We start from the raw sequence: 16,177 nt of genomic DNA on the forward strand, positions 1-16,177 counted from the left end.
TCAACCCCGCAGGGTCGCCGACGGCGCCACCCCGTACTTGCGGCGGTAGGCGGCCGCGAATCGGCCGGTGTGGGTCATCCCCCAGCGCAGGGCCACGTCCGTGACCGACGTCGTCGCCGGGTCGCCGGCCGCGAGTTCCTCGTGGATCCGCTCGAGCCGCAGATCGAGCAGGTAGTCGCGGGGACAGACACCGAGGTACTCGCGGAAGCCCTCCTGCAGCCGGCGCACACTCACACCCGCCAGCTCGGCCATGTCCGCGGTGGTCCACGGCTGCGCCGGGTCCTCGTGGATGCGGTCGAGAACGCGCTTGACGATCCGTGGCCGCGCCGCCGTGCCGGCACCCGCGTTCGGCATCACGGCGAGCACGAATGCCGAGGTCAGCGCCCCGGAAAGCTGGTCGGCGACGAGGGGGTTGCGCCACAGCCCCTCGTCCGCCCGCAGCTGCTCGACCACCGACTGCAGCAGGGCCATCCAGCTCCGCCCCGCCTCGCTCGTCAGGTCCACCTGGTCGGGCAGCCCGAGGTCGGGACGACCGAGGATCCGGTGCATCTCGCGGTCGAGGTAGTCACGGTCGAGCTTGACTCCGACGATCTCGCAGTCCTCGGTCCACCGGGTGATCCGCGCCGCCGTGTCGGGCCGGAACACCGAGGCCTGCCCCTGGGCGGAACTCACTTCCAGTCCCGCCGCCACCGACTCGATGTGGCCGGACAGCGGGATGTTGACCGCGTACGCACCCGGATGATCCGAATCCACCGCGACCTCGGCCCCCCAGCCGATACGCGCGAGCCGCAGCGGACCGAGCTGCAGCGACCGCACGTTGACATGGGGTTCCGAACCTCGTGCGAGCGGGGTCAGGGTGTGCGGGAAATACGCGTCGGACACCACATGCTCGGCCTCGTCCCAGTCGACCGGCTCCGGCGTCGACACCACGTGTGCACCTCCCGTGTGCATTCTCGGGACCTTCGGCCCTGCATCCTCGGGGCATTTCAGCCCGTGTCGTCCGAGGGCTTTCAGCCCGTGTCGTCCGAGGGCTTTCAGCCCGTGTCGTCCGAGGGCTTTCAGCCCGTGTCGTCCGAGGGCTTTCAGCCCGTGTCCGCGAACACTACTACCCAGTGTGATGAGCAACACGTCCCCGGGCAAACAGCGTCGTTCGTCATGACGACCGCGTCGAACGGATAGCGACCGCGCTCAGCGGATCGCGAAGGCCGTCCGACCGCTCCTATGGTCTACATCACATCACGACGGAACGACCGGCAAGGAGCGCCGAAATGGATCAGCGTCGGCTCCGAAACATCTTCGGACAGTTCGCAAGTGGCGTCACCGTGATCACCTGCGCCAACCACGAGGGCACCCCGCACGGCGCAACGGTCACCGCGTTCACCGCGGTCTCCCTCGAGCCCCGCCTGTGCCAGGTCACCCTGACCCGGACGTCCAAGGCGTGCGCCTTCCTCTCCGGCGCGCCGTTCGCGGTGAACATCCTCGCCGCCGACCAGGTCGACACCGCCCTGCACTTCGCCGGCCGGCCGCAGACCCCCGGCCCGGTGTTCGAGGACGGCCCCACCGCACCGGTGCTCACCGGAGCAGCGGCAACCCTGTCCTGCGTTCCGTGGCGCGAGTACGACGGCGGCGACCACGTCATCTACATCGGCGAGATCGTCGACGCGCAGTGCCGCGACACCGAGCCGCTGCTGTTCTACCGCAGCACCTTCCACGAACTCGGCGCACCGAGCGCCTCCGCGGCGTGGAACGGGTCGATGGACGACCCGCACAGCGGCTGGTTCGACGCCCGGACCCGGTTCACCCCGCTGCACGTCGACACCGCCGTCCGCTGACCCCGCATCTTCCATCCCAGTCACGTCCCATTCGCAAGGAGACAGCCATGACCACCCTCGAGTCCCGTCCCGACGAGAACGCGATCGACCGTTCCGAGGTCAACGTCGCCGCCGACGCCCCGGCGAACCGGCAGCAGAACTTCGCCACGCGACCGATGACCGGCGACGAGTACATCGAGTCGATCAAGGACGGCCGCGAGATCTGGCTGCACGGCGAGCGCGTCAAGGACTTCACCAACCACCCGGCGTTCCGCAACTCCATCCGCATGACCGCCCGGCTGTACGACGCGCTGCACACCGGTGAGCACGTCGGCACCCTCACCACCCCCACCGACACCGGCAACGGCGGGGTGACGATGCCGTTCTTCCGCACCCCGAAGTCCGCGGACGACCTGCGAGCCGACCGCGACGCCATCGCCACCTGGGCGCGGATGACCTACGGCTGGATGGGCCGGTCCCCCGACTACAAGGCGTCCTTCCTCGGCACGCTCAACGCCAACAGCGAGCTCTACGCCCCGTTCCAGGACAACGCCGAGCGCTGGTACCGCGAATCGCAGGAGAAGGTCCTGTACTGGAACCACGCCATCATCAACCCCCCGGTGGATCGTCAGCTCCCGCCCGACCAGGTGGGTGACGTGTTCATGAAGGTCGAGAAGGAAACGGATGCCGGCCTGATCGTCTCCGGCGCGAAGGTCGTCGCCACCGGCTCGGCGATCACCAACTACAACTTCATCGCCCACTACGGCCTGCCGATCAAGAAGAAGGAATTCGCCCTGATCTGCACGGTGCCGATGGACGCGCCGGGCATCAAGCTCATCTCCCGGGCCTCCTACAGCCAGAACGCCGCCGTCGTCGGCTCGCCGTTCGACTACCCGCTCTCCTCGCGCATGGACGAGAACGACGCCATCTTCATCTTCGACAAGGTGCTGGTGCCGTGGGAGAACGTCTTCATGTACGGCGACGTGGAGAAGATCAACGCGTTCTTCCCGCAGTCCGGCTTCCTGCCCCGGTTCACCTTCCAGGGCTGCACCCGTCTGGCGGTCAAGCTCGACTTCATCGCCGGCCTGCTGATGAAGGCCCTCGACGCGACCGGCGCCGGCGGGTTCCGCGGCGTGCAGACCCGCGTCGGCGAGGTCATCGGCTGGCGCAACCTGTTCTGGTCGCTGACCGAGTCGATGGCCCGCGACCCCGAGCCCTGGATCGGGGACACCGTCATCCCGAAGCTCGAATACGGCCTGACCTACCGGATGTTCATGATCCAGGGCTACCCGCGCATCAAGGAGATCATCGAGCAGGACGTCGCGTCGGGCCTGATCTACCTGCCCTCCTCCGCCGCGGACTTCAAGAGCCCCGAGGTGCGCCCGTACCTGGACAAGTACGTCCGCGGCTCGGACGGCATCACCGCGGTGGACCGGGTCAAGGTGATGAAGGCGCTGTGGGACTCGATCGGCTCCGAATTCGGCGGCCGCCACGAACTCTACGAGCGCAACTACTCCGGCAACCACGAGAACGTCAAGGCCGAGCTGCTGTTCGCCGCCGAGAACCGCGGCATCGTCTCCGGCATGAAGGGCCTGGCCGAGCAGTTCATGAGCGAGTACGACCTCGACGGCTGGACCGTGCCCGACCTGATCGGCAACGACGACGTCAGCGCCTACTACCGCAAGTAACCCCAGCTGCCGCGCGCGGGCGATCCCCTGCCGCCCGCGCGCGGCGTTCCACCCGCGAAGGAGTGCCGCGATGACCACCGCATCGACGTTCGTCGTCCCCGCCCCGGTCCCGGAGTTCGACGCCGTGGTCCTCGGGCACTCCTTCGCCTCCCGGCGGGCGGCCACCCGCCTGCGCGACGAGGTGCGCTTGGCCGTGCTGGAGGCGGACGAGGCCACCGCCGCCCGCTACGACGAGGTCGACCACCGCTGGGAGATCGTCGACGGAGCGACCGTCGTCGCGCGCGCCAAGTTCGTCGTCGACGGGGACGGCACCCTCCCACTGCACGGCCGCGACGGTGCGCGGTGCACGGCAATCACGTTGACGGAGAACGGTTTTCCCAATCTCTTCCGGCCGGCCACCACCGCCCACCCCGATCCCGTGGGATACACCGTCGCGTGCCTCGGTCACATGCGCGACTACGGCCACGACTACGTCGAGCGCCGCGCCCGGGTACCGATCTGCGACGACGACTTCCCGGAGTTGTCGTTCGACCGGCCCACCCCGCAGTTCTGGGTCGGGTAGGCCCACAGCGACACCGGTCCCGGACATCGACAGCCTTCGCGACGGTTGTCGACATCCGGGACTGCTGTGTCACCGGCCGCGCAGCACCTGCGCCGGCGTCGTCCCGTAGCGCCGCTTGAACGCCGTGGCGAACCGTCCGGGGTGACCGAAACCCCACCGGTAGGCCACGTCGGCGACCGTGACCGCCCCGGCGCCGGCAACCAGGTCGTCGTGCGCGCGGCTGAGCCGGATGTCGAGCAGGCACGCCGACGGACTGGCCCCGACGTAGTCGGCGAACGCCTCCTGCAGGCGCCGGACGCTGGTCCCGGCCAGCTCGGCCATGTCGGCCGCGGTCCACGCCCGGGCGGGATCGTCGTTCAGGGCGTCGAGGACGCGGCGGACCATGCCCGGCCGCGGCGGAGCGGCCGGCCCGTCCTGCGGGGAGACGGCGAGGACGAACGCCGCGGTGACCGCCCCGGCGAGCTGGGCACCGACGATCGGGTTGCTCACCATCTCCAGGCCGCCGTCGAGCTGTTCGGACAGCGCCCGTACCAGCCCGTGCCATTCGCTCGCCGGGCCGGTCAGGTCCAGCTGGTCGGGCAGCACCAGCTTCGTGCGCACCGGCGAACCGAGGATCCGGTCGGCCTCCCGCTCCAGGTGGTCCCGGTCGAACTTGACACCGAGAACGGAACACGTTGCGCCCCATCGGGTGATCATGCTCGGCGTGTCGGCCCGGAACACGGTGGCCTGACCGGGCGCCGACACGACCTCGCCGTGGCTGCCGCGCGACTCGAGCCGGCCGGTGAGCGGGATGTTCACCTCGTACGCGCCGGGATAGTCGCACGCGATCGCGACGTCGGCACCCCAGTGCAGGCGTCCGAGGGTCACCCCACCCAGGTCGACGGTCCGCAACGACAGCGCGGGCCGGTCCGTACCCGACAGATCGGTCAGCTCGTGCGGGAAGTACGCGTCCGCCACCGCCCGGGACGCGGCGTCCCAGTCTCCGATCTCGGCCGTGCTCACACCCCGAGAGTACGGATCGGAGACCCCGATCACACAAAGTCGCGCGATGTGTCCAGCCGCCGCGCACATCGTCTCGGCGCCGGCGTGACCCCCGTCATATGTTCCCGGTCACACGACGACGACCCACCCGGGCGTGCGTCGCGGCCGACGACACATCCAGGAGCAGAACCCATGACGAGCACCCTTTCGTGGATCGACGAGATCACCATGACCCAGCTCGAACGCAACCCGTACCCCGTGTACGAGCGGCTGCGCGCCGAGGCACCCGTCGCCTACGTGCCGGTGCTCGGCGCCTACGTCGCCTCGACCACCGAGGCCTGCCACGCCATTGCGACCAGCGGCGACTTCGAGGCCGTCATCACGCCCGCCGGTGGCCGCACCTTCGGGCATCCCGCGATCATCGGCGTCAACGGCGACATCCACGAGGATCTGCGCTCGATGGTCGAGCCGGCGCTGCAGCCGGCCGAGGTGGACCGGTGGATCGACGACCTGGTCCGGCCGATCGCCCGCCGGTACGTCGAGGCCTTCGAGTCCGACGGCAGGGCCGACCTCATGGCCCAGTTCTGCGAGCCGGTCAGCGTCCGCGCGCTCGGCGACCTGCTCGGCCTGAAGGACGTCTCCTCCGACACGCTGCGCGACTGGTTCCACCGGCTGTCGCTGTCGTTCACCAATGCCGCGGTCGACGAGAACGGCGAGTTCACCAACCAGGAGCGGTTCGCGGACGGCGACCGTGCGAAGGCCGAGATCCAGGCCGTCGTGGACCCGCTGATCGACCATTGGATCGAGCACCCGGACGACAGTGCGATCTCGCACTGGCTGCACGACGGCATGCCGGAAGGACAGACCCGCGGCCGGGACTACATCTACCCGACGCTGTACGTGTTCCTGCTCGGCGCCATGCAGGAGCCGGGCCACGCGATGGGCTCGACCCTCACCGGCCTGTTCACCCGGCCCGAGCAGTTCGAGGCCGTCGTCGACGACCCGGATCTGATTCCCCGCGCGATCGCCGAGGGCATGCGCTGGACGTCGCCGATCTGGTCCGCGACCGCGCGCATCGCGACCCGCGACACGACGGTGGCCGGAATCGACATCGCCGAGGGCACCGTGGTGATCCTGTCGTACGGCTCGGCCAACCACGACACCGGCAAGTACGACGCCCCCACCGCGTACGACCTGACCCGTCCCCCGCTGCCGCACCTGGCGTTCGGCGCCGGCAAGCACGCGTGCGCAGGCATCTACTTCGCCAACCACGTGTGCCGCATCGGGCTCGAGGAGCTGCTCGAGACCATCCCCAACCTGGAGCGGGACACCGACGCCGACGTCGAGTTCTGGGGCTGGGGTTTCCGCGGCCCCACCGCGCTGCACGTCACGTGGGAAATCTGACCTCGTCGAGCGATCAGGAAACTGCCATGACCCAGCACACCGTCACCGTCGGCACCACCACCGTGCCGTGCGGACCCGATCAGACCGTCCTCGACGCCCTCCTCCGCGGCGGCGTGTGGATGCCCAACTCCTGCAACCAGGGCACGTGCGGCACGTGCAAGATCCGCGTCCGTTCCGGCTCGGTCGAGCACAACGCCTCGCCCGAGGACACCCTGCCGCCGACCGAGCGGGCCGACGGATTCGCCCTGGCCTGCCAGGCGACCGTCGGTGCGGACACCGTCGTCGAACCTCCCGCGGGCGAGCAGACCGCGGCCACGCACGTGCTGCGGGATCTCGTCGCCACGGTGACCGAGGTCCGCGACATCGCACGCGACACCCGGCGCGTCCTGCTCACCCTGGACACACCGCTCGAGTTCTCGGCGGGGCAGTACGTCGAGGTGACGGTGCCCGGCACGGATGTCCGGCGGCAGTACTCCCTCGCGAACCCGCCGAGCGAGCCGAAGCTGCTCGAACTGCACATCCGGCGCCGGCCGGGCGGGGTGGCCAGCGACGGATGGATCTTCGGGACCGTCTCGGTCGGGGACCGGGTCGACGTCACGGGACCGTTCGGCGACTTCACCTTCGACGCCGAGTCGACGGGACCGATGGTTCTGCTCGCGGGCGGGACTGGACTCGCACCGATGAAGAGCATCGTGCGGCACGCACTGGCGCTCGAACCGCACCGGGAGATCACCGTCTACCACGGGGTGCGTACGGCCGAGGACCTGTACGACGTCGCACTGCTGCGGGAATGGGAAGGCCAGTACCCGGGCTTCCGGCTGGTCACGTGCCTGAGTCGCGAGACCGGCGGCGACCGCGAGGGCTACGCGACCGACGCGTTCGTCGAGGATGTGGCGTCGGCGAAGGAGTACACCGGCTACATCTGCGGCTCCGAGGCGTTCGTCGACAGCGCCGTCAAGGCGTTCAAGCGGCGACGGATGTCGCCGCGGCGGATCCACCGGGAGAAGTTCGTCTCGGCGGCGTAGTCGACCGGTGCGTCCTTTGGGCTGCCCCAGCAGCCCAAAGGACGCACCGGGCGATTGAGGACCTCTTACCCTCCTGCCGAGGGTCCTAGGTAGGCCTAGGTATTTGCCTGGTGTGACTACGGCCACATGCTGGCAGTCTGAATGGCAACGCGGAGACAGCCCCGCTCGCCATCCGGGGCCGACCGACACCCTTTCTGGAGGATCCCCATGACCGAGACCCTGGACCACGTGCGCGCCGAACTCGACGGCGCCCTCGTCGAAGACGCGGAGACCGGCCGATACCAGGTGCGCCGCAACATCTTCACCGACGAAGAGATCTTCGAGCTGGAGATGAAGCACATCTTCGAAGGCAACTGGGTCTACCTCGCGCACGAGAGCCAGATCCCGAACAACGGGGACTACTTCACCACCTACATCGGCCGCCAGCCCATCGTGATCAGCCGCGACAAGGAGGGCGAGCTGCACTGCCTGATCAACGCGTGCAGCCACCGCGGCGCCATGCTGTGCCGCCGCAAGACCGACAACCGCACGACGTTCACGTGCCCCTTCCACGGCTGGACCTTCCGCAACAACGGCAAGCTGCTCAAGGTCAAGGACCCGCGCGACGCCGGCTACCCGGAACAGTTCAACAAGGACGGCAGCCACGACCTGACCAAGGTCGCCCGCTTCGAAAGCTACCGCGGGTTCCTCTTCGGCAGCCTGAACGCCGACGTCCAGTCGCTCGAGGAACACCTCGGCGACACCACCAAGATCATCGACATGATCGTCGACCAGTCCCCCGAGGGCCTCGAGGTGCTGCGCGGCTCCTCGACCTACACCTACGACGGGAACTGGAAGCTGCAGGCCGAGAACGGCGCCGACGGCTACCACGTGTCGGCCACGCACTGGAACTACGCGGCCACCACCGCGCGCCGCACCGCCGGCGAGTCGGCCAACGAGACCAAGGCGATGGACGCCGGCACCTGGGGCAAGCAGGGCGGCGGCTACCACTCGTTCGACAACGGCCACCTGCTGCTGTGGATGTGGTGGGGCAACCCGCAGGACCGTCCGCTCTACCCGCGCCGGGCGGAACTCGCCGCCGAGTTCGGCGAGAAGAAGGCCGAGTTCATGGTCGGGGCGTCGCGCAACCTGTGCCTGTACCCGAACGTGTACCTGATGGACCAGTTCTCGTCGCAGATCCGGCATTTCCGGCCGATCTCGGTGGACAAGACCGAGGTCACCATCTACTGCATCGCCCCGAAGGGGGAGAGCGCCGAGTCCCGCGCCAACCGCATCCGGCAGTACGAGGACTTCTTCAACGCCACCGGTATGGCCACCCCTGACGATCTCGAGGAGTTCCGGTCCTGCCAGAAGACCTACCTGGCCACCGCCGCACCGTGGAACGACCTGAGCCGCGGCGCGACCCACCAGCTGAACGGACCGGACCAGGTCGCGCTCGACCTCGGCATGAAGAACGTGCTGTCGAGCGGGGTGAAGACCGAGGACGAGGGCCTGTACCCGATCCAGCACGGCTTCTGGCTCGACAGTATGCGCAAGGCCGTCGCGGCCGAGGCCGCCGCCGAGTCCACCGCCGCGAACGAGCGCTGAGGAAGACGAGAACATGACCACCGCAATGGAATTGACCCAGAACGACATCGAGCAGTTCCTCTACCGCGAGGCCCGTCTCCTCGACGACCGCGAGTTCGAGAAGTGGCTCGAGTGCTACCACCCGCAGGCCGAGTACTGGATGCCGGCGTGGGACGACAACGGTGAGCTCACCACGGACCCGCAGCGCGAGATCTCGCTCATCTACTACCCCAACCGGGGCGGCCTCGAGGACCGGGTGTTCCGCATCCGCACCGACCGCTCGTCCGCGACGTCGCTGCCCGAACCGCGCACCGGCCACAACATCACCAACGTCGAGATCCTCGAGCGCCGCGGCACGGAGATCGACCTGCGCCACAACTGGTTCTCGCTGTACTACCGGTACAACACCACCGACACCTATTTCGGCACGACGTTCGTCACGCTCGACGTCTCGGGCGCCCAGCCGGTGATCAAGAAGAAGAAGATCGTGCTCAAGAACGACTACATCCACCACATCGTGGACGTCTACGTCGTCTGATCCACCCCCGATTCACGAAAGGAGGCCCGTGCCGTGAGTTTCCAGGTGGCATTGAGCTTCGAGGACGGGGTGACCCGCTTCGTCAAGTGCGGACCGAACGAGACGGTCGCCGACGCGTCGTACAAGGCGCGCATCAACATTCCTCTCGACTGCCGTGACGGCGCGTGCGGTACCTGCAAGGCGCTGTGCGAGTCCGGCACCTACGACGGCGGCGACTACATCGAGGAGGCGCTGACCGACGACGAGGCCGAGCAGGGTTATTGCCTGCCGTGCCAGATGACGCCCGAGTCGGACCTCGTGCTGCAGATCGCCACGACTTCCGACGTCGCGAAGACCGCGGCGGCGACCTACACGGCGACGATCACCGACATCCGCCGCTTCTCCGACAGCACCGTCGGGTTCACCGTCGAGATCCCGAACCGCGACGAGCTGGTGTTCCTGCCGGGCCAGTACGTCAACATCACGGTGCCCGGCACCGGGCAGACCCGGTCGTACTCGTTCAGCACCGGCCCCAACGATCCGCACCTGTCGTTCCTGGTGAAGATCACCGAGGGTGGCCTGATGTCGGAGTACCTGCGCGACCGCGCCCAGGTCGGCGACACGCTGGAGTTCACCGGTCCGTTCGGCAGCTTCTTCCTGCGCGAGCGCACGCGGCCCGCGCTGCTGCTCGCCGGCGGCACCGGGCTCGCCCCGATCCTGGCCATCCTCGCCAGGATGCAGGAGCAGGACAGCGGCCTGCCGGTGCATCTGATCTACGGCGCCTCGTTCGATCAGGACGTCGTCGAACTCGACAAGCTCGAGGAGTACACGCGGTCGCTGCCGAACTTCACGTTCGAGTACTGCGTCTCCGACCCGGCCACTTCGGCCGCGAACAAGGGTTACGTCACGTCGCTGTTCGAGCCGAAGCACCTGAACGACGGCGATGTCGACGTGTACCTGTGCGGGCCGCCGCCGATGGTCGAGGCGGTGCGCACGCACTTCGACAGCGAGGGTCTCACGCCCGCCAACTTCTTCTTCGAGAAGTTCAACAACTCCGCGACGGGCGCCGCCGGGCAGGCACCCGAGCCCACCGAGGCGGAGCGCATCGCGGCCGAGAAGGCCGCCGCCGAAACCGGACTGCCGGTCTCGCTCGGGCCCGCGAACCCCGTGGCACAGGACAACTACGAGATCGGCGAGGAGCACCCGCCCGTCACCGAGTCCGACGCCCAGTTCGACGCGCGCATGGCGCTCGAGCTCGGCGCGCTGGAGCTGACCATCGGCCGGCTCACCGACGCGCAGCTCGTGGAGTTCCGGATTCTCGCCGAGGCGTCGACCGCGTCGATCGACCACGACCGCTTCACCGATGCGGGCGCGTTCACCGACACCAACGCCGCCTTCCACGAGTTCCTGTTCCGCTGCTGCGGCAACCCGGTGCTGCTCGAGGCGTACAACCGGCTCGAGGTGACGCAGCTGATGCGCAAGGTGCTGCGCACCGCGCAGTGGGTGGACGAGCAGGTTCCGCACGACCACCTGCAGATCGTGCGGGCGTTCGAACGCAAGGACCGCGCGGCGGCCCGCGATCTCATCGTCAGCCATGCCGAGCACGCCAAGGCGACGATGCGCCGCGCCATCGAGGACTCCGCGAAGGCGGAGATCGCGTGAGCGTCCTCCTGCCCGTGGGCACCGTGTATCCGGGCCGCTTCGACGGCCGGGTCGTCACCGTCACCGGCGCCGCGCAGGGCATCGGCCTCGTGGTCGCGACCCGCATCGCGGCCGAAGGGGGATCCGTGATCCTCGTCGACCGCTCCGAGCTGGTGCACGACGTGGCGAAGGAACTGCGCGAGAAGGGTTTCCAGGCGCACTCCGTCACCGCCGACCTCGAGGTGTTCGAGGGAGCGCAGTCCGCGATCGACGAGGCCCGGCAGCAGCACGGCCGCATCGACGTGCTCGTCAACAACGTCGGCGGGACGATCTGGGCGAAGCCGTACGAGCAGTACACGCCGGAGCAGATCCAGGCGGAGGTGCAGCGGTCGCTGTTCCCGACGCTGTGGACGTGCCGCGCGGTGCTGCCGCATCTGATCGAGCAACGGTCGGGCACGATCGTCAACGTGTCCTCCGTCGCGACCCGCGGCGTCAACCGTGTCCCGTACGCCGCGGCCAAGGGCGGGGTCAACGCGATCACCTCCGCGCTCGCCCTCGAGGCCGCCCCGCACGGGATCCGGGTCGTCGCCACCGCCCCCGGCGGCACCGACGCCCCCGCCCGCCGGGTGGCGCGCGGCCCCGCCGCGCAGAGCGAGCAGGAGAAGGTCTGGTACCAGCAGATCGTGGACCAGACCGTCGACTCGTCACTGCTCAAGCGGTACGGCACGCTCGACGAGCAGGCCGCCGCGATCACCTTCCTGGCCTCGGACGAGGCCTCCTACATCACCGGCACGGTCCTTCCCGTCGCCGGCGGCGATCCGGGGTAGCCACCCCAGCTCCGCCACAGGCCTCACCGGCAGGCCAGGGATCCCCTGCTGGTGAGGCCCTCTTTCTGCCCCGTTTTCCTTGTGACCGCACTCACAGACCGGAGCCGACATGGCCGACAACACAACCGCCTGGGCGAGTCCCCGGCACCGCAACAGCGTCATCTGGGTCGTCGCCCTCGCCACGCTGGCGATCATCTTCGACGGCTACGACCTCGTCGTCTACGGGACGATCCTGCCCACACTGATGGCCGACCCCACCCAGATCGGCGCGATCTCCGCGCAGCAGGGCGGCGCGCTCGGCTCGTACGCCCTCATCGGCGTCATGGTCGGCGCCCTGCTCAGCGGCGCGTTCGGCGACCGGATCGGGCGGCGGAAGATGATGCTGATCAACATCGTCTGGTTCTCCGTCGGCATGGGCGCTACCGCGATGGCCACCAGCATCACCTCCTTCGGCATCCTGCGCTTCTTCACCGGCATCGGCGTCGGCGGTCTCGTCGCCACCGCGGGCGCCGTGGTGGCCGAGTTCGCCCCGCCCGGAAAGCGGAACCTGTTCAACGCGATCGTCTACAGCGGCGTCCCCGCCGGTGGCGTCCTCGCCTCCCTGCTCGCCATCGTGCTGCGCGACGCCATCGGCTGGCGGGGCCTGTTCTGGATCGGCGCACTGCCCCTGGTGATCCTGCTGCCCCTGGCCCTGGTCAAGCTCCCCGAATCCCCGATGTGGCTGCAGGCGCGCGGACGGACGGACGAGGCCGCCGCGGTCTGCGACAAGTTCGGCCTCCCGCGGCCCACGGCCGCTCCGGCCCCGGCCGAGAAGGTCGGCTTCGCCGCCCTGGCCACCCGCCGCTACGCGTGGGGCACGACCCTGCTCGGACTGATGAGCTTCGCCGGGCTGCTGCTGACCTACGGGCTGAACACGTGGCTGCCGAAGATCATGGCCGACGCCGGCTACGACGCGAAGGGTTCGCTCGCATTCCTGCTGGTCCTCAACGGCGGCGCGATCATCGGTGGCCTCCTGGCCTCCCGGATCGCCGACGGCCGCGGCCCCCAGCCGGTCATCGCCACCACGTTCGGTCTCGCCGGACTGGCACTGATCCTGCTCACCTTCGGGTTCCCGCTGCCGGTCCTGCTGACCGCGGTGGCGATCGCCGGGGTCGGCACGATCGGCACCCAGGTGCTCATCTACGGGTTCGTCTCCAACTACTACGAGACGGCCGCGCGCGGTGCCGGCGTCGCCTGGTGCGCCGGATTCGGCCGGCTCGGCGGCATCTTCGGTCCCATCATCGGCGGCCTGCTCATCGGCGCCGGGCTGAGCAACGACGTGAGCTTCTACATCTTCGCCGGCATCGCCGTGGCCGGCGCCCTGGTGACGGTGTTCGTCCCCGTCCGGCAGGGTGCGCAGTACGTTGCCAGAACCCCGGAGGCCGCGGCGGCGAGCCCCACTACCGTGGAAGTGTGACTCAACCCACCATGTTGGTCGGACGTACCCGGGAGCTCTCCGAGCTCGACCGTCACCTCGGCGAGGCGCGAGCCGGTTCACCCGTGCTCGCCCTCGTCGAGGGTCCGCCGGGTATCGGCAAGTCCGCTCTGGTGCAACGATTCACCGAGCTGCTCGACGACTGGCAGGTGCGCACGTCCGCGGGTGTCCCGTGGGAGGCGCGGCGCGCGTGGAGCACCGTCGAGCAACTGCTGCAGGCCCCCGCCACCGGACGTGATCCGGTGGAGGTGGCGCACGAGTTGTTGTCCCTGGTGGACGATCCCACCGTCCTCGTCGTCGACGACGCCCACTGGTCCGATTCCGAGTCCCTGCAAGCCCTGTCGTCGGCCGTCCGCCGGGCGCACGGCAGGCAGTTGCTCGTCCTGCTGGTGATCGTGGACCCGCTGCCGGACACGATCCCGGACAGCACCCGGCAGGTGCTCGACCATCACCGTGCCGTCTCCGTGCACGTGGGACCGCTCGGGCCGCAGGACATCGCCCAGCTCGCCCTCACCCGCATCGGGGTGGACCTGTCGGCGTGGACCGCGCGGCGGCTGTTCGAGCACACCCACGGCACCCCCCGTCCGGTTCTGCAGTTGCTCGACGAGATCCCCCGCGACCAGTGGCAGCACTGGCAGGCCCGGTTCCCGGCCCCGCAGGAACGAGCGGGTGCCGTGCGCCGCACGCTGGACTGCTGCCCCGCCGAGACCCGGGCCCTCGTGGAGGCGGCGGCCGTCCTCGGCCCGGAATGCACCCTGACCCAGGCGGCGGCACTGGCCGGGCTGGCGGACCCGACCGCGGCGCTCGACGCCGCACACACCGCCGGAGTGCTGCGCCGGCGCGAACAGCGCGGCACGGTCACCCTCGTCTTCCCGGATCCGATGACCCGCGCCGCCGTCGCCGACGACATCGGCCCCGCCCGCTGGCGCGACCTCAACGCCCGCGCCGCCGAACTGGTCGACGACGAGGGGGCCGCGCTCACCCACCTGGTGTCCGCCACCGCCACCGCCGACGCGGACCTGGCAGACCGCCTCGACCGGTACGGCCGGCGCCGCGCCGCCGTCGGCGCCTGGTCGGATGCCGCCGAGGCGCTGATCGTCGCGAGCGGCATCAGCCCCGACCGCGACCAGCGCGCGCAGCGGCTGATCCGCGGTGTCGACGCGCTCACCGGCGCGGCGGACCTGCCTCAGGCGCTGACGTTCGTTCCGGCCGTCGAGACCGCGCCCGACGGTTCCATGCGCGACGTGGTGCTCGGCTATCTCGCCATTCAGCGTGGGCGGCAGGACGAGGCCGCCCAACTCCTCGGCCGCGCATGGCAACTGCTCCCGGACCCGGCCCGGGACCCGGACCTGGGGGCGATGATCTGCCAGCGCATGGTGCTGCACTCGCTGGCCCGGCTCGACGGGGCAGGCCTCGTCGAATGGGCCGACCGTGCGTCGTCCCTCGTCGCCGCGGACACGCCCGCCGCCGTCGAGTCGGCCGCGATCCGGGGGCTCGGCCTGGCCATGACCGGACACGTCGACGAGGCCCGCACCTCGTACGCCGCGCTGCCGGAGAGCGTGCGGCTGGGCGCCCAGGGCCAGCGCATCCGCATGGCGGAGGGCTGGCTGGCGCTGGCGCTCGACGAGCCGGAGCGGGCCCGAGCGGAACTGGAGAGTGCGGAACCGACGGTCTTCCGCGGGGGATCGATCCGGATCTCGCTGTGGGCGCAGGCGTGGCTGGCCCGCACCGAGTTCGCGCTCGGCGCCTGGGACGACGCCGTCCGCACGGTCGACCGCGCCGCCGCACAGCTCGACACCGCGGGCCTGGATCTGCTTCGGCCACTGGTGCATTGGACGGGTGCCCAGGTGCATGCCCTGCGGGGCGACTGGACTCTGGCCCGCGAGCACCTGCGACGTGGCCGCGCGGGCGCCACCGACTACGCCGTCATGGTAGTCCCGGCCTGCCTCGCGGCCGCCCAGTGCGCCGAGGTCGCCGCCGACTACGACGGCGTCCTGCGGCACCTCGCGCCGCTCACCGCGCATCGACGACAGGCGTTGGTGGAGCCGGGTTTCTGGCCGTGGCCGGACCTGTATGCGAATGCCCTCGTGATGACCGGACGCGTCGACGAGGCCGACGAGTTCCTCCGTCCGTTCGAGGACCTGGCCGGCTCGCGGGGGCACCTGTCCGCCCGGGCGCGGCTCGGATACGTGCGCGGACGGATCCACGGGGCGCGCGGGGACATCGACGCCGCACGCGAGACCTTCGAAGCGGCGCTCGAGAACCTGGCGACGTTGTCGTTGCCGTACGACCGGGCACGGGTGAACTTCGCGTACGGCCAGACGCTGCGGCGGGCCGGGCGGCGACGGGAGGCGGACGCGGTGATGCGCACCGCCCGGGAACTGTATGCGACGCTCGGCGCGACGTCGTACGTGCAGCGCTGCGACCGCGAGCTCAAGGCCGGTGGGTTGAAGGCGAGCGGCGACGGTACGCGCCGGTCGCACATGGATCTGGCGGCGTTGACGCCGCAGGAGAAGGCGGTCGCCGCGCTGGTGGCCGCGGGCAACACCAACAAGGACGTGGCGGGTGAGCTGTTCCTGTCGGTGAAGACGGTGCAGTACCACCTGACCCGGGTCTACGCGAAGCTCGGCATCCGTTCGCGCAGCGAGCTCGCCGCCCGGTTCCGTGAGGAGGAGTGAGGA

At 69.7% G+C, this 16,177-nt stretch carries 13 protein-coding genes; 11 read left to right on the forward strand and 2 right to left on the reverse strand.

Annotation, left to right across the window (positions count from 1 at the left end; genetic code table 11):
* A complete protein-coding gene (locus F1734_RS24930) occupies positions 1 to 951 on the reverse strand; it encodes an AraC family transcriptional regulator (protein WP_064065619.1) in 951 nt (316 codons plus the stop codon).
* Positions 952 to 1,268: 317 nt separating this feature from the next.
* Here F1734_RS24930 and F1734_RS24935 point away from each other — a divergent pair, with 317 nt between their 5' ends.
* The 3 genes from F1734_RS24935 to F1734_RS24945 all read left to right on the forward strand — a co-directional run bounded on the left by F1734_RS24935 (position 1,269) and on the right by F1734_RS24945 (position 4,061).
* Positions 1,269 to 1,832 (forward strand): flavin reductase family protein, encoded by a 564-nt coding sequence (locus F1734_RS24935; RefSeq protein WP_010595767.1) that lies wholly within the window; start codon positions 1,269 to 1,271, stop codon positions 1,830 to 1,832.
* 47 nt (positions 1,833 to 1,879) lie between these two features.
* On the forward strand, positions 1,880 to 3,499 hold the full coding sequence (locus F1734_RS24940) for a 4-hydroxyphenylacetate 3-hydroxylase family protein (RefSeq protein ID WP_203011193.1): 1,620 nt from the start codon (positions 1,880 to 1,882) through the stop codon (positions 3,497 to 3,499).
* Positions 3,500 to 3,569: 70 nt separating this feature from the next.
* Positions 3,570 to 4,061 (forward strand): hypothetical protein, encoded by a 492-nt coding sequence (locus F1734_RS24945; protein ID WP_010596897.1) that lies wholly within the window; start codon positions 3,570 to 3,572, stop codon positions 4,059 to 4,061.
* A gap of 69 nt (positions 4,062 to 4,130) precedes the next feature.
* On the opposite strand, the gene F1734_RS24950 is transcribed toward F1734_RS24945, so the two are convergent.
* A complete protein-coding gene (locus tag F1734_RS24950; protein WP_454297260.1) occupies positions 4,131 to 5,063 on the reverse strand; it encodes an AraC family transcriptional regulator in 933 nt (310 codons plus the stop codon).
* Positions 5,064 to 5,234: 171 nt separating this feature from the next.
* Here F1734_RS24950 and F1734_RS24955 point away from each other — a divergent pair, with 171 nt between their 5' ends.
* The 8 genes from F1734_RS24955 to F1734_RS24990 all read left to right on the forward strand — a co-directional run bounded on the left by F1734_RS24955 (position 5,235) and on the right by F1734_RS24990 (position 16,174).
* Positions 5,235 to 6,446, forward strand: coding sequence for a cytochrome P450 (locus tag F1734_RS24955; protein ID WP_203011194.1), 1,212 nt, complete (start codon positions 5,235 to 5,237; stop codon positions 6,444 to 6,446).
* 26 nt (positions 6,447 to 6,472) lie between these two features.
* Positions 6,473 to 7,471, forward strand: coding sequence for a 2Fe-2S iron-sulfur cluster-binding protein (locus F1734_RS24960; RefSeq protein ID WP_010596894.1), 999 nt, complete (start codon positions 6,473 to 6,475; stop codon positions 7,469 to 7,471).
* Between the two features lie 207 nt (positions 7,472 to 7,678).
* A complete protein-coding gene (gene benA / locus F1734_RS24965; protein WP_203011195.1) occupies positions 7,679 to 9,058 on the forward strand; it encodes a benzoate 1,2-dioxygenase large subunit in 1,380 nt (459 codons plus the stop codon).
* Positions 9,059 to 9,071: 13 nt separating this feature from the next.
* Positions 9,072 to 9,575, forward strand: a complete 504-nt coding sequence (benB, locus tag F1734_RS24970) for a benzoate 1,2-dioxygenase small subunit (protein ID WP_003934529.1) — start codon at positions 9,072 to 9,074, stop codon at positions 9,573 to 9,575.
* A 33-nt stretch (positions 9,576 to 9,608) separates the two neighbouring features.
* Positions 9,609 to 11,216 (forward strand): benzoate 1,2-dioxygenase electron transfer component BenC, encoded by a 1,608-nt coding sequence (gene benC / locus F1734_RS24975; protein ID WP_017679773.1) that lies wholly within the window; start codon positions 9,609 to 9,611, stop codon positions 11,214 to 11,216.
* Positions 11,213 to 12,022: a 1,6-dihydroxycyclohexa-2,4-diene-1-carboxylate dehydrogenase gene (locus tag F1734_RS24980; protein ID WP_040271018.1), complete on the forward strand. Its 810-nt coding sequence runs from the start codon at positions 11,213 to 11,215 to the stop codon at positions 12,020 to 12,022. The genes benC and F1734_RS24980 overlap by 4 nt, the downstream gene beginning before the upstream one ends.
* A gap of 109 nt (positions 12,023 to 12,131) precedes the next feature.
* On the forward strand, positions 12,132 to 13,478 hold the full coding sequence (locus tag F1734_RS24985; protein WP_010596889.1) for an MFS transporter: 1,347 nt from the start codon (positions 12,132 to 12,134) through the stop codon (positions 13,476 to 13,478).
* A gap of 11 nt (positions 13,479 to 13,489) precedes the next feature.
* The gene (locus F1734_RS24990) at positions 13,490 to 16,174 is read left to right on the forward strand and encodes a helix-turn-helix transcriptional regulator (RefSeq protein WP_203011970.1); all 2,685 of its coding nucleotides are present in this window, start codon (positions 13,490 to 13,492) and stop codon (positions 16,172 to 16,174) included.
* Positions 16,175 to 16,177: the final 3 nt, after the last annotated feature.

This window comes from Rhodococcus ruber (assembly GCF_016804345.1).
Taxonomy (GTDB): domain Bacteria; phylum Actinomycetota; class Actinomycetes; order Mycobacteriales; family Mycobacteriaceae; genus Rhodococcus; species Rhodococcus ruber.